12 protein-coding genes are annotated in these 13387 nt (G+C 43.3%); 7 read left to right on the top strand and 5 right to left on the bottom strand.

All coding sequences use genetic code 11. From position 1 onward, the window contains the following. The first annotated feature begins 118 nt into the window (after positions 1 to 118). The gene (lysM, locus tag ACQY73_RS09505) at positions 119 to 577 is read left to right on the top strand and encodes a peptidoglycan-binding protein LysM (RefSeq protein WP_428664713.1); all 459 of its coding nucleotides are present in this window, start codon (positions 119 to 121) and stop codon (positions 575 to 577) included. Between the two features lie 292 nt (positions 578 to 869). Here the strand turns inward: lysM and ACQY73_RS09500 are convergent, their stop codons facing one another. Next, positions 870 to 1832 (bottom strand): GNAT family N-acetyltransferase, encoded by a 963-nt coding sequence (locus ACQY73_RS09500; protein WP_428664710.1) that lies wholly within the window; start codon positions 1830 to 1832, stop codon positions 870 to 872. 19 nt (positions 1833 to 1851) lie between these two features. After that, positions 1852 to 3279: a chromosomal replication initiator protein DnaA gene (dnaA, locus tag ACQY73_RS09495; protein WP_428664708.1), complete on the bottom strand. Its 1428-nt coding sequence runs from the start codon at positions 3277 to 3279 to the stop codon at positions 1852 to 1854. Between the two features lie 364 nt (positions 3280 to 3643). Here dnaA and ACQY73_RS09490 point away from each other — a divergent pair, with 364 nt between their 5' ends. From ACQY73_RS09490 to ACQY73_RS09465, 6 genes are all read left to right on the top strand, one after another. Beyond that, on the top strand, positions 3644 to 5020 hold the full coding sequence (locus ACQY73_RS09490) for a methylmalonyl-CoA mutase subunit beta (RefSeq protein WP_428664705.1): 1377 nt from the start codon (positions 3644 to 3646) through the stop codon (positions 5018 to 5020). After that, complete coding sequence (locus tag ACQY73_RS09485) at positions 5017 to 5499, top strand: DinB family protein (RefSeq protein ID WP_428664702.1); 483 nt, start codon at positions 5017 to 5019, stop codon at positions 5497 to 5499. The genes ACQY73_RS09490 and ACQY73_RS09485 overlap by 4 nt, the downstream gene beginning before the upstream one ends. A gap of 61 nt (positions 5500 to 5560) precedes the next feature. Continuing rightward, a complete protein-coding gene (gene scpA / locus ACQY73_RS09480) occupies positions 5561 to 7729 on the top strand; it encodes a methylmalonyl-CoA mutase (RefSeq protein WP_428664699.1) in 2169 nt (722 codons plus the stop codon). Between the two features lie 114 nt (positions 7730 to 7843). Continuing rightward, positions 7844 to 9106: an AAA family ATPase gene (locus ACQY73_RS09475; protein ID WP_428664696.1), complete on the top strand. Its 1263-nt coding sequence runs from the start codon at positions 7844 to 7846 to the stop codon at positions 9104 to 9106. Continuing rightward, a complete protein-coding gene (locus ACQY73_RS09470) occupies positions 9103 to 9720 on the top strand; it encodes a hypothetical protein (RefSeq protein WP_428664693.1) in 618 nt (205 codons plus the stop codon). The genes ACQY73_RS09475 and ACQY73_RS09470 overlap by 4 nt, the downstream gene beginning before the upstream one ends. Before the next feature lie 24 nt (positions 9721 to 9744). After that, positions 9745 to 10539 carry a thymidylate synthase gene (locus tag ACQY73_RS09465; RefSeq protein ID WP_428664690.1) on the top strand — a complete coding sequence of 265 codons (795 nt, stop codon included), beginning with the start codon at positions 9745 to 9747 and terminating at the stop codon, positions 10537 to 10539. A gap of 60 nt (positions 10540 to 10599) precedes the next feature. Here the strand turns inward: ACQY73_RS09465 and ACQY73_RS09460 are convergent, their stop codons facing one another. From ACQY73_RS09460 to ACQY73_RS09450, 3 genes are read right to left on the bottom strand one after another with little or no spacing between them, the layout of a single operon-like run. Then, positions 10600 to 12576 (bottom strand): hypothetical protein, encoded by a 1977-nt coding sequence (locus ACQY73_RS09460; protein ID WP_428664687.1) that lies wholly within the window; start codon positions 12574 to 12576, stop codon positions 10600 to 10602. A gap of 8 nt (positions 12577 to 12584) precedes the next feature. Next, positions 12585 to 12911 carry a MerR family transcriptional regulator gene (locus ACQY73_RS09455; RefSeq protein ID WP_428664684.1) on the bottom strand — a complete coding sequence of 109 codons (327 nt, stop codon included), beginning with the start codon at positions 12909 to 12911 and terminating at the stop codon, positions 12585 to 12587. Positions 12912 to 12917: 6 nt separating this feature from the next. After that, a complete protein-coding gene (locus tag ACQY73_RS09450; RefSeq protein WP_428664681.1) occupies positions 12918 to 13373 on the bottom strand; it encodes a lipocalin family protein in 456 nt (151 codons plus the stop codon). Between the last annotated feature and the right edge of the window lie 14 nt (positions 13374 to 13387).

The raw sequence follows: 13387 nt of genomic DNA, 5'->3' as shown, positions 1-13387 counted from the left end.
AAAGGTGACCTAACAGTAAAATAATAGTCTAAGGATTTGCAAGGACTTAAAAAAAAGGTAGATTTGAGCCTTGCCAAGTTAAAATTTTTCTAAAAACTAATCAAAATCTCAAACAATTATGGGACTCATGTCATTTTTTAAAGGAGTAGGCGAAAAAGTCTTTGGTAAAGACGAACCCGCTGCTGCACCCGAAAAAGTTGCTGACTTAAAAGCCAGTGCTTTACTCCAACATGTGAAAACGCTTGGACTTGCTTACAACAAATTGATTGTAAAAGTATCAGGCCATACCGTAATCCTTGAAGGTGAAGTAGCTACTCAGGAAGATGCTGAGAAAATTGCTTTGGCAGTAGGTAACGTTGAAGGTGTTGAATCCGTTGATAACAACATTGTTGTAGAAACTCCTGCTCCTGAAGCACAATATCATGAAGTAAAGAAAGGCGATACGCTATCGTTGATCGCAAAAGCATACTACGGAGATATGATGAAATATCCCATCATTTTTGAAGCAAACAAGCCTATGCTTTCTGATCCCGATAAAATCTATCCCGGTCAAATTTTGCGTATTCCTGCACTTTAGTCAGTTGCAAAAAATAAGGGTTAAAAGCTAAGAGAATTTTATCTCTTGCTTTTAACCCTTATTTTTTTGTTCTACCCCACCGCGCGGCGGACTGTGACCAAGGGATTTGCCCCTTTCTCTCGCATGGGTTTCGGCGATTCTTACTCTTAGCAAAAGACTGTTCGGGTTGTGAGCAACGGCTGCAGACCGTCCTCCGCACGGGAGGGAAGTATGTCGAGTGTGTTGGGTTGCTCACAACCCGACCGTCCGTTGGAGAACGGACTGTTTTTTAACTATCTGAAAGTTTTTCTGCTTAACTCTTTGCGGCTCTCCTTACTCGCCATTCCTGAATTTGCTTTAACGGAAAAGGCAGATCATTGTAAGAGAATAGTGTATATCCTTCTTTTTCTGCTCCAAAGCTTTGATAAAACGAGGAAATGGACGATAATTCAGGGCTTTCAAAATCAAAAATAAAGTCGGTTTGGGCGTATTTCTGAATCATTTGGTCGATTAACCAAGTACGGGCATTGCCTTTTCGGCCCGTGGCAGAAGCTGCATTGAAAAGATAAATGATGCGATCATCAAAAATGGCAAACAAAGCCCCTGCCTCAATTTGGCCATTTTTGAGCGCGTAAACTAACCGAAGTGCCTTTTTTTGTTGTAACACAGCAACGACTTTTTGTAATAAATAATAAGCATTGGCCGAAACTCCTCCTTGGATCTGCGCTGCATGATTTTCCTGAAACAACTTGATCAGCGGTTCAATATCAGTGCTTTGCTGTGATTGCCATCCAAATTTCTGTGCGCGCAAGAGGTTTGTTTTACGGTCGTGTGTGTAGTTTTTGAAAAGAAGAGAATAAGAAGGTTTGAGCGGTAAAATGAAATTGTCCGCGTTGGTTATTTTCATTCCTTTGGGATATAAAATAGGTTGCCCAAAACGACCGGTATAAATAGAGATATACCGAAAACAAAAAGGTAGTTTATCAAGTAATAGCCGTACAGCCTCCGTAAACTCAAACAATGGCGCGGTAAATACGCCTAAAAGCTGGCAAAAAAAAGGCTGCTGTACCACATTCATTCCCCATTTTCGGCGACAGGGTAAAGGCATTACCGCTTGCCATTGGTCTTTTTCTACCAACACCAAAGCTTGCCAATCGGGAGAAACCGTATCTAAATACCACGAATAAGCGTAAAGAATGCATTGCGGCGAAGCAGCAACGAACTCATCCCATTGACCGGAATTTAATTGAGAGCGGTGGAGAAGAAGTACGGGCACATGAATAGTTGTCTGATCACTAACTAAAAGTACTCCGAATTTTTTGAACGGCATCTTTGACCGAATCGTCCTGTTCCATCAGATCGCTGATGGTTTGAATGGCGTGAATGACTGTACTGTGGTCGCGACCGCCAAAATGATAACCGATGGATTTCAGTGATAGATCTGTCAGTTCTTTGGCAAAATACATGGCTACCTGGCGCGGATATACCAACTCTTTTTTGCGGCTTTTGCTTTTCAGATCAGCAATGCTCACGTCGTAATAGTCTGATACAATTTCCTGAATTGTATCAATATTAACCTCGCGGTCTTCGGCCGTCACGATGTTTTTCATGACAATTTTGGCTAAGTCCAAGTCAATATCACGGCGCACCAGCGAGGCTTGCGCCATCAACGAAATAATGACACCTTCAAGCTCACGGACGTTGGTGTTGACGCTGTGCGCGATGTATTCAATGACACTGTATTCGATGTAAATCCCTTCGGCCTGCAATTTACGCTGAATGATGGCGATCCGAGTTTCAAAGTCAGGTTGTTGAAGATCCGCCGTTAATCCCCATTTAAACCGCGACAGCAATCGATCCTGCAAGCCCTGCAATTCGCTCGGCCGGCGGTCGGAGGTCATGATGATCTGGCGGCCCGATTGGTGTAAATGGTTGAAAATATGAAAGAATGTATCCTGCGTTTTTTCCTTTCCGGACAAAAACTGCACATCGTCCAGAATCAACGCATCTACTTTCATGTAAAAATCGGTGAAATCCTGAAGTGTGTTGTTTCTGATGGCATTGATAAATTGATTCGTGAACTTCTCCGAAGAAACGTACAACACAAATTTGTCGTGATAATGCCCTTTGATGTGGTTGCCGATGGCTTGTACCAAGTGCGTTTTGCCCAATCCTACACCGCCATAGATCAGTAGTGGATTGAATGAAGTAACACCGGGACGTTGCGCTACGGCCATTCCTGCCGAACGCGCCAAGCGGTTACAATCGCCTTCGATGTAGTTATCAAAACTATACGTAGGATTCAGATAAAGGTCTAACTCCGAAGAATCGGGGCTGCGGGGGGGCTGTGGAGTAGCTTTTTTAGGTTCTAAAGCGGCTTTTTGGCGTGCTTCGGCTGCTTCGGGCGAGTTGGTGGTTGGCACATGCACTTTGATAGGCGGCTGGCGATCTCCGCCCGTATCTACGATGATGGAGTATTCCAATTGACCGTCGCGACCGATGGCGTAGTCCAGTGCCCGCCGTAATACGTGAATGTAATTTTCCTCCAACCACTCATAGAAGAATTGACTCGGAACCTGAATGGTCAAAGTTTTTCCTGCAAGCCGAAAAGGAACAATCGGCTCGAACCAGGTTTTAAAGCTCTGCTCAGAGACATTGGCCTTAATGACTTGAAGGCACTTTTCCCATACAACAGCTACTTCATGTTGAAAAAAACTATCCACTGAGTATTCTGAGTTATTCGTAAAAACGGTACAAAATCGTTGAGAGAGTATTATGTAAGTGTCAGTAAATCTGATTTTTGACGCTTAGCTCTGTGTACATATAAGCTCACTGAAAGCGTTTTCTGCACAACTGCCCCAAATAAAGGGTTGCAAAAATAGAAAAAAGGATTTAGAAACAATGACTTAAATATACTGATTTTGTATTTGGAAAGGTAAATTTAAAACAGGATCAAATAAATTTCTATCCCGAATGGGTTAGATCAGATGGGATTTGTTTTGCCGGAAGTTGAAAGCCAAAAATATAAACCCTATTTTTACCTTCATATAGCGTACAAAATTTCCTTTTTTATAGTGTAAGATTTTCATGAACTCTTCTCTTTTTTCTGAATTTTCGCCGACCGACAAAGAAGCGTGGACACAGCAGGCTCTCAAAGACTTGAAAGGCAAAGACTTTGAGAAAACGCTGTTGTGGAATACACCCGAAGGATTTGTTGTCGAGCCGTATTATACCGGAGACGATATAGAGGAGGAAAAAACAGTACCGGTGCAAGCTGCCCAACAAAAGAAATTAGGATGGCTTACACAGCCCGTTGTAGTGTACGAAAACGAGCGAGTCACCAATGCCGCAATCATGGCTCTTTTGCAAAAAGGAGTTGATGCTGTGACGTTGGATATTAAAAGTATACCTATCGAAAAGATTGAGTTAACGAAATTACTCAACGGTATTAGGCTCAGCGATACACCCATTTTCTTTAAAACAAACGGACAAAATGCCGCATTACTGAGTTCTCTTCAAACGTTCATTGCGTATCAAATGAAAGGTGGCTTAGTCGAGGATGGGTTAGCGGAATGGATGACCAAAGGAGAATTGGCCGAAAACTATTTTGAAGAATTGGCGGCAACAGTTGCGTTGACAAAAAGTTCTCCGCATTTTAAAGCCATTTGCGTAAGCAGTCATGTGTTTCATAATGCAGGTGCCAACGCGGCTCAGGAATTGGCTTTTACATTGGCCTCAGCCGTAACGTATGTTGATAAATTAACCGATGCCGGAATTTCTGCTGAAGAAGCTTTTTCGAAGTTTTATTTTTCAATTTCTGTCGGAACCAACTATTTTATGGAGATCGCTAAAGTGCGGTCGTTGAGGTATTTATGGCAAAAAATGCAGGGAGCATGGGGCTTGGAATTGACATCGGCCTACATTCATGCACAAACGTCTACATATTACGATGCCGCCATTACGGCCAATACCAACCTGTTGCGGGCAACGACCGAGGCCATGAGTGCCGTCATTGGCGGTTGCGATGCCCTTACGGTTCATGCGTACGATGCTGCTTTTCGTTTGCCCGATGAATTTTCAGAACGCATTGCCCGCAATATTTCCATTTTATTGAAAGAAGAAAGTTATTTAGACAAAACGCTGGATCCCGCTGCCGGCAGTTATTTTCTGGAAAACCTGACCCAACAGTTGGTAGATACAGCATGGAGGTTATTTTTGGAAGTGGAAGAAAAAGGAGGCTTAATGGCGGCTTTTGAGCAAAATTATATTCAAGACCAAATCGAACAAAACGCTCATTCGGCGTTGGAATCTCTCCAACAGGGAAGCAATATAATGGTGGGAGTAAATAAATTTCGCTTTGATGAAGAACCGGTTAAAGATGCTGTGAACGTAGAATCGGTAAAGGATTCAGTTCCGTATAGATTGCTTCAAAACCAACGAATAGCCCAATCCTTTGAACAATGATAGAGACAGCCAATGAGTTGAGAGATATTGTAAATAAAGTGTTGCCATTGCTTCAAAATATCCCGGAAGAAGAGGCGGCCAAAAAGCCTAACCCTTATAAATGGTCTAAAAAAGAAATTTTAGGTCATTTAATAGATTCGGCATGCAATAACCAACAGAAATTTATACGAACCATGGCGGAGCCGCAACTGCATTTTGTAGGCTATGCTCAAAATAACTGGGTAGCAGCGCAACAGTATGCATCGGCTAATTGGAAACTCATCACTACGCTTTGGGCGGCCTATAATTTACATTTGGCGCACATCATTGAGCATGTAGATACGTCTGTTTTGCAAAATACCATTACCATTGAAGACGCAGGACCGTTTACGCTTGAATTTATCATGAAGGATTATGCCGAACACTTAAAGCATCATTTGCTGCAAATACTCCCTGATGCAGAATTGAAAAGCGGTTTTGAGAATGTATATGGTGCCTGATAAAGATTTTATCTTCTCTTTAGTAAAAATTACAAGTAAAGACAGTTTTAAAAAACAGTAAATGAAACCCGATTTCCTCAACATACATAATCATACGAAAGACCTTCGAAAACCGGATAGCGGAATCGGGAAGCCCTTCATGACTGCCGAAGGCATTAAAGTAAAACCTGTATTCACCAAAATTGATGTTCAGGACGCGGAACATTTGAATTTTGGTGCAGGAGTTGCCCCTTTTCTGCGGGGACCTTACAGCACCATGTACGTACAGCAACCGTGGACGATCCGCCAGTATGCGGGTTTTTCAACGGCGGAAGAATCCAACGCTTTTTACCGCCGCAATTTGGCTGGTGGACAAAAAGGTCTTTCCGTTGCATTTGATCTGGCTACGCACCGTGGTTATGACTCAGACCATCCGCGTGTGGTGGGTGATGTGGGTAAAGCAGGCGTGGCTATCGACAGCGTGGAAGATATGAAGGTGTTGTTCGACCAAATTCCGCTTGATCAAATGTCGGTTTCAATGACCATGAATGGGGCGGTGCTTCCCATCATGGCGTTTTACATTGTAGCGGCGGAAGAGCAGGGTGTAAAACCCGAACAATTGGCGGGCACGATTCAGAACGATATTTTGAAGGAATTCATGGTGCGCAATACCTACATTTATCCGCCTGCACCGAGTATGCGTATCATTGGTGATATTTTTGCGTATGCCAGTCGGTTTATGCCAAAATTCAACAGCATCAGTATCAGCGGTTATCACATGCACGAAGCGGGTGCGCCCGCGCACATTGAGCTGGCCTATACGCTTGCTGATGGTTTGGAATACCTGCGTACCGGTTTAGCAGCGGGTATGGATATTGATGATTTTGCGCCGCGTCTGTCATTTTTCTGGGGTATCGGTATGAACCACTTCATGGAAATTGCCAAGATGAGGGCAGGTCGATTGCTTTGGGCAAAAATTGTTAACCAATTCAATCCCAAAAACAAGAAATCGCTTGCGTTGCGTACACACTGTCAGACGTCGGGTTGGTCGTTGACGGAGCAGGATCCGTTTAACAACGTAGCCCGGACAACGATTGAAGCAATGGCCGCGGCTTTGGGTCATACGCAAAGTTTACACACTAATTCGTTGGACGAAGCCATTGCATTGCCGACTGATTTCTCGGCGCGGATTGCCCGAAATACGCAATTGTATTTACAGTATGAAACCGATATTTGCCGCGTTGTTGACCCTTGGGGCGGGAGTTATTACGTGGAATATTTGACCAAAGAATTGACCGAAAAAGCGTGGACATTGATCGAGGAAGTTATCGAAATGGGCGGTATGACCAAGGCCATTGAAGCAGGTCTGCCCAAAATGCGCATTGAAGAAGCCGCCGCCCGCAAACAGGCTCGCATCGACAGCGGAAAGGATGTTATTGTGGGCGTCAACAAATATAAACCTGACTCGGAAACACCGCTGCAATTGTTGGAAGTAGACAATAAAGCGGTGCGAGAAGCACAGGTAAAGCAGTTGGAAAAAATAAAAGCCGAAAGAGACAGTAATGCTGTTGAAAAGGCGCTTGCCGCCATTACTGAATCAGCTGCAGCAACCCCTCTCTTAGAGGATCGGACCGTCGCACGGAGGGGCAGGGATGAGGTTAACTTATTAACTCTGGCGATTGAAGCGGCCCGTGTGCGGGCTACGTTGGGAGAGATTTCGTACGCAATGGAAAAAGTTTTTGGAAGATATAAAGCCGTGATACGTTCTATTTCAGGAGTTTACAGTGCGGAAGTTTCGGACGATGAGAATTTCCGAATTGCCCGCGAAATGGCCGACCGCTTTGCCGAGCTGGAAGGCCGTCGGCCACGCATAATGGTGGCTAAAATGGGTCAGGATGGCCACGACCGAGGTGCCAAGGTCATTGCAACGAGTTTTGCCGATCTGGGCTTTGATGTTGATATGGGGCCATTGTTCCAAACACCGGAAGAAACAGCTCGGCAAGCCGCTGAGAATGATGTCCATATTGTAGGTGCTTCCAGTCTTGCGGCAGGGCACAAAACATTGGTACCACAACTCATCGAAGAACTCAAAAAACTGGGCCGAGAAGACATCATGGTCATTGCCGGAGGCGTGATTCCCGCGCAGGATTACGACTTTTTGTACAAAGCGGGTGTCAAAGGCGTTTTTGGCCCCGGAACGGTGATCTCGGTAGCGGCTCAGAAGATTTTGGGGGAACTGATAGGGGAGTAAGAAAAGAATTGCACTCACAGACAGACAAAAAACAAAAATCACTTTCATTAATGCCTTGTTATCAATAACAAGGCATTTTTTTGTTAATTTGAAGCAGAATTAAAGAAAATGACAATGGATAACTTTCGTATTGAAAGTCTGCAAATCAATGAAATTGGGCCGTTTCAGTATCTAAAAATTGACTTTCCTGTAAAAAAAGACCCTGATAAAGCAGAGATTCATATTTTAACGGGTGAAAATGGAACGGGGAAAAGTACGATTTTGGAGGTATTGATTTATGCCTCGGCACTTAAACAGGATAATTCTAATATTTATAAAAAGACTTGGAATGCTAAATACAGTTTTATTATAGAGGATTCAGAGAAAGGATTATTTAAATTTCCAGCTTCACAAAGCCAATTTCAAGAGTTATCAATACGAATGAGAAAATATTTACTTGATGAAGAGTTAGAAAGGGATATTGTTTTTTTTGCCTACGCAGGGTACAGAAGGGTTGCCAATATTAAAATAACAGGCGTTCAGGAAATGCTAGATTTTCCTTTGGATAAAGCGAATGACTTTACAAACTCAATTAACCCACAAAATCTTATTCAATGGCTTGTTAATATTCAAACACGTGAGCTGATTGTTAAAGGTAAAGGTGATACTGCAAAAGCTAAACAATATCGCAGTACCATTGAGATCATAGAAAATGCGTTAGGTGAAATCATAGAATCCGAGGTAAAGTTTGATCTCGAAGAAGAACCTTTGGGCATAAAAATTAAAGTCGATGGGCAATCGCTTAACTTTGATCAATTACCTGACGGCTTGAAATCAATGGTGAGTTGGATGGGTGATTTATTAATGCGAATGGATAGATTGAAATGGGTAAATAATACACCCGTTTTGGAGCGGAATTTTATTCTTCTCCTCGATGAAATTGAAGTTCATCTACATCCGGCGTGGCAAAGGAAAATTTTGCCTGTTGTCCAAAAGCTTTTCAAAAATGCTCAGATCTTTATTTCTACGCATTCTCCTTTTGTAGTGGGTTCGGTGGATGGCGCTTGGGTGCATCGGTTTATCAAAAAAGACGGGTACAGTGTGTTGGCAGGAGAGCCGATTCTATCAGAAGATGCTAAAAGTTATGATTATATTTTAGAAGAAATCTTTGGAGTCAAAGAACGGTTTGGGGTTGATGTAGAAAGGAAATTGGCTGAATTTCAGTCGCTTAAAAAGGAGATATTAAAAAATCCTGAAACGGCTGTTCCGGTTAGGTTCAGAAAATTGATAGGAGAGTTGATGAATCAAAACAGCGTTGAAATTGAAAGCATCATCGGCATGGAACTCAGACAGCTAAAACGTCTCACTAACCAAGATTTTTCAGTAGCTGAGATATGAGAAAGTTTACCCGCTCAGATACCCCTGATGTTTTACTTGAATCGGATGCAAAAACAGGAAAGGCCCGCTGGCAAATGTATGGAGAACGATACATACAGAACAGAGGAAACAACCCTTCTTTTGAATTTCAATGGCCACAAATTAGCGGTAAAAAATTAAATCAACACCTTTTGCCTGATTTGATAGCAATGACTGACGACCATTGCTCGTATTGTGATGGCTTTCCTTTGAAACGAGGAGATGATACGATTGACCATTTTCATCCTAAGACGAACCCTGCGTTCTATTCGGAAGTCTGTAAATGGGAAAATCTGTATATTTCCTGCAAACATTGCCAGGATTCAAAAGTTGATCAATTTGAAGAGGAATTGTTAAGACCGGATGATATAGAGTTTCATTTTAATCGGTATTTTATTTATGATTATATCGAACACACAATTTCTCCAAATCCACTTGCTTCTGTAGAAGAACAATATAGAGCAGAAAGGACTATCGAAATATTTGATTTGAAGCACAAAAGCCTTTGTATAAGCAGACGTCATGCTTACCAAAGATATAACAGTGACGCTGATCCCGTTTTGTCGGATTACAATTTTAGATTTATGTTTGAATAAAAATTAGGTTTTAGGAATTTAATCATGCAACAATACCACGACTTACTTCGCCATATTTTAGATAACGGAACCCGCAAAACTGACCGCACGGGTACGGGAACCATCAGTGTATTTGGGTACCAGATGCGGTTTGATCTTCAGGAAGGATTTCCATTGGTGACAACCAAAAAGGTGCATACCAAATCCATTATTCATGAATTACTTTGGTTTTTGAAAGGTGATACCAATACAAAATACCTCAAAGATCATGGCGTAAGTATTTGGGATGAATGGGCCGATGCGGAGGGTAATTTGGGGCCTGTCTACGGAAAACAATGGCGGAGCTGGGAAGCGCCCGATGGACGCGCCATTGACCAGTTTCAGGACGTACTAAACCAACTCAAAAAAAGCCCTGATTCGCGGCGTATTATTGTATCGGCGTGGAATCCTGCCGATTTGCATAAAATGGCGTTGAGTCCCTGCCATGCATTGTTTCAGTTTTATGTGGCGGACAATAAGCTCTCTTGCCAATTGTACCAGCGCAGTGCCGACGTATTTTTAGGCGTGCCGTTCAACATCGCCAGCTATGCTCTGTTGACTATGATGATTGCGCAGGAATGTGGTTTTGAGTATGGAGATTTTATTTGGACAGGCGGCGATACGCACATTTATTCAAATCACTTGGAACAGGTTGAATTACAGCTTTCCCGCGAGGTGCGTCCGTTGCCGGTAATGAAATTGAATCCGGAAGTGAAAAGCGTTTTTGATTTTAAATTTGAAGATTTTACGCTCGAAGGGTATTCGCCCTGGCCTGCCATCAAGGCTCCTGTCGCGGTATAATTTAGACAGGATTTCAAGATTCACAGGATTTAAAATCTTGTCAATCTTGAAATCCTGTCATTATAATTCCTCCAAGTAAAGAGCATTACCTTCCACTTTCCGTTGGATCTTCGTGCCGTTGATGATGGCAGTAAACGTAACAGGTTCGAAAGCTTCGGCAAAGTTGTCCTGAAAAAGCAATAACCGTTTTCCCGTTTTCGGATTTTTCCACACTTGAAGCCACGGCTGATTGTGCTTAAAGGCGCGGGAAAATTCTCCCGTATCATTTTGCCAAACTGCTTTTGCGGTTTTCTGAGCCATGCGTTGATATTCAAAACCATAACTTTCACGCATTTGGGCACCGTCCAGAATGTGCTGATAGTGAGCAAATAACTCATGCGCCTGTACCATTGCCGCTACGCCGAGCGCATCTTTGCCCATATAATCTTCGCTTACCGTCGGGCAGGGAGGTTGGTCAGGACCTTGGTATTCATACACAAAGTACCCACCTGTTTTTTGCGACTCACACGACAGATTGCCGTTGATCTTAGAGTAGCGTAACGCCTGATACGGGTTATACGATTGACCGAAAATCCAATAGTTGGTGTAGAAAACACGCGGATTGCAGAGGTGAATGAATACGGCATCCCGCACCAAATTCATGGGATACATCACCCGATTGTCTATTTGTCGGATATAGCCTTTGCTGCCGTTACCCACCTGAAAACGCCGCGTAAGACTGCGTCGGGCGTCGGCAGGTTTATCTTCGTACGGCCAAAGGAAGTTTAGTAGTTTAACGTTGGGCGGCGCCGTCAACGATTTAAGATTGAGCATGTCTAACGTTCGCAGGTACCAATTAACGGGGGCTTTCCATACCTGAGGTGGTTGATCGTTGGCGTCACTTGTATTGACCGTTGTACTGGTATAGCCAAAGCCCGTCATAAGCACGATTGGTGAAGGGCTTTGAACATTTTGAATGGATTTAGCCCCTTGATGGATGGCCAGATAATCATCAATGTTCTTTTTATCAGAACTCCAATTGTCGTTGGCGTAGCCGTCGAGCTTGAATGATTTTCCTTTGAAATCAAACGTAAGCGGCTCCCCGATCCAGGAATAGAACAATTTCCCGTGTTTCTTATAAATACGGTCCGAAAGCTCATACATTGTTTTTCTGAAATTAGGATCTGACATATCCCAATACCATCCTTCTTCGGGTTTTCCCGGCTCAAAATCGACCGAAAAAATGTCGGACGGGCTGTTTTTGGCGAGCCAATCGGCCGCTTGGTCGAGCTGACGGGAATCAAATCGGGTGATTCCCTGCTTATCTTTGGGACGTATGTGTTTGATCAACGCATCTACTTCACCCGCATAAAGCAGTTTAAACTTATTGGCGTTGACATTCCAACTTACTTTTCGCAGGTTTTGAACAGGTTCGTCCAATGGCAACGATTCTGAACCGTATTTCTTGTTAATTAATTTAAAGGCAGGCGTTTGTTTAAATATTTTACTGTCTCCTACGGCACCGTTATTGGGCCAAAGAGGTTGGGTATAGGCGAGTTGTGAAGGTGTTTTTTGCAACGAATCCCGAACCCAAAAAATAGCTTCGTACGCCGCCGCGAATTTGGCCTGGCCCGAGGCAACATTAAAAGCTGACGTGAGCCAACCTTCCGAATTTACGTTAGAGACTTCCGTAACGTACTTCACCAAATGAATCCAGCGATTGGGCAAAAGCGGCTGTTGTGTAAGCTGACGCGCATCTACACGATTGACGCTTCCGTTGAGCGCATAGTAAGTGGTACGACCCTGTTCGGGTTTGGAATCGTCAACCAAATACAACTTGTTGTCGGTGCGGCGTTCGATTCGTAATTTGAGTTGTTGGTCTTCGTAGCGGTTGGGGTCAGGCTCAAATTCAAAATAGACAATGGCCGCTTGGGCGTGCGGAAGGGCTTTGAGGGCCGGAACATTTATAGAAGGACCACCAACGCTCGGTTCATCTGTGTAATACTTTATTATCAAAAAAACGCTTGCGACAACACCTGCAATTATGCCTATTTTCATGCTGTTTTTCACTTCATAAGATCTTTAACGTCTTGAAGGTAACGCTTAACGGTTTCCAACTGTTGTACAGCACGTTTTATTTTGATCCGTTGGCTTCGCCCCGACTCTATGATCTGGCGTGCGGCGGCGAGCTTATGTTTTTTCTGCTCAACGAGGTACACAATTTCGTCCAAGATCTCCAGGTCTTCCGGTGTGTAAATACGATCTCCTCCGCGTTTTTCGGGCTTGAGCATCGGAAAAACAGACTCCCAGTAGCGTAATTTAGAAGCGTCAAAGCCGTAGCGAGCGGCGGCCTCGTTGATGTCGTAGTAGAGTTTGTGAGAATCGTCCTGCATGGTGGATTATAAGGTTTTAAGACTTTCGATGTGCGGAGCAAGAACTGAATCTCGGGCCATTTGGGCTTTGATTTCCTTGAGCATGGTCGGTGAGAGGGTAGGTGCTCTGCTGATAATATCCACCCCTTCAGGTGTAAACAAGGTCTTTGAAAACCAAATCACCGCCCATTGTCCCGAAGGGTCAAGCAGTACTACTTTCCACTTACTTTTCAATAAACTCAATAACCCTTTTCCCCGCCACACAAAGGCCTTTTTATCAGTTTCATCTTGAGTATCAAAGCCCGTAATGGTCTTTGATTTGCCGTTTTTGAGGTATTTTACTTCATCCAGCAGCGTATTTTCTTTATTGACAACCAAGCTATAATTAAACGTTGGATTTGTTTTATTGCCTTTGAGCCACATCGGAAAATTGGTTGCGCAAATAAACCACGTCCCCACCAATGTTTGGAGTATTTTATCCATGATGAAAAAAATAA

The sequence above is a fragment of the Runella sp. genome (genome assembly GCF_965279615.1).
Taxonomy (GTDB): Bacteria; Bacteroidota; Bacteroidia; order Cytophagales; family Spirosomataceae; genus Runella.
The sequence above is the reverse complement of the archived record's forward strand: the minus strand, read 5'-3'. Positions and strand labels throughout refer to the sequence as shown.

Bases quoted from the DNA above. Each gene is read 5' to 3' on its own strand.
- lysM (WP_428664713.1), top strand. From the start codon at position 119: ATGGGACTCATGTCATTTTTTAAAGGAGTAGGCGAAAAAGTCTTTGGT.
- ACQY73_RS09490 (WP_428664705.1), top strand. From the start codon at position 3,644: ATGAACTCTTCTCTTTTTTCTGAATTTTCGCCGACCGACAAAGAAGCG.
- ACQY73_RS09485 (WP_428664702.1), top strand. From the start codon at position 5,017: ATGATAGAGACAGCCAATGAGTTGAGAGATATTGTAAATAAAGTGTTG.
- scpA (WP_428664699.1), top strand. From the start codon at position 5,561: ATGAAACCCGATTTCCTCAACATACATAATCATACGAAAGACCTTCGA.
- ACQY73_RS09475 (WP_428664696.1), top strand. From the start codon at position 7,844: ATGGATAACTTTCGTATTGAAAGTCTGCAAATCAATGAAATTGGGCCG.
- ACQY73_RS09470 (WP_428664693.1), top strand. From the start codon at position 9,103: ATGAGAAAGTTTACCCGCTCAGATACCCCTGATGTTTTACTTGAATCG.
- ACQY73_RS09465 (WP_428664690.1), top strand. From the start codon at position 9,745: ATGCAACAATACCACGACTTACTTCGCCATATTTTAGATAACGGAACC.
- ACQY73_RS09460 (WP_428664687.1), bottom strand. From the start codon at position 12,576: ATGAAAATAGGCATAATTGCAGGTGTTGTCGCAAGCGTTTTTTTGATA.
- ACQY73_RS09455 (WP_428664684.1), bottom strand. From the start codon at position 12,911: ATGCAGGACGATTCTCACAAACTCTACTACGACATCAACGAGGCCGCC.
- ACQY73_RS09450 (WP_428664681.1), bottom strand. From the start codon at position 13,373: ATGGATAAAATACTCCAAACATTGGTGGGGACGTGGTTTATTTGCGCA.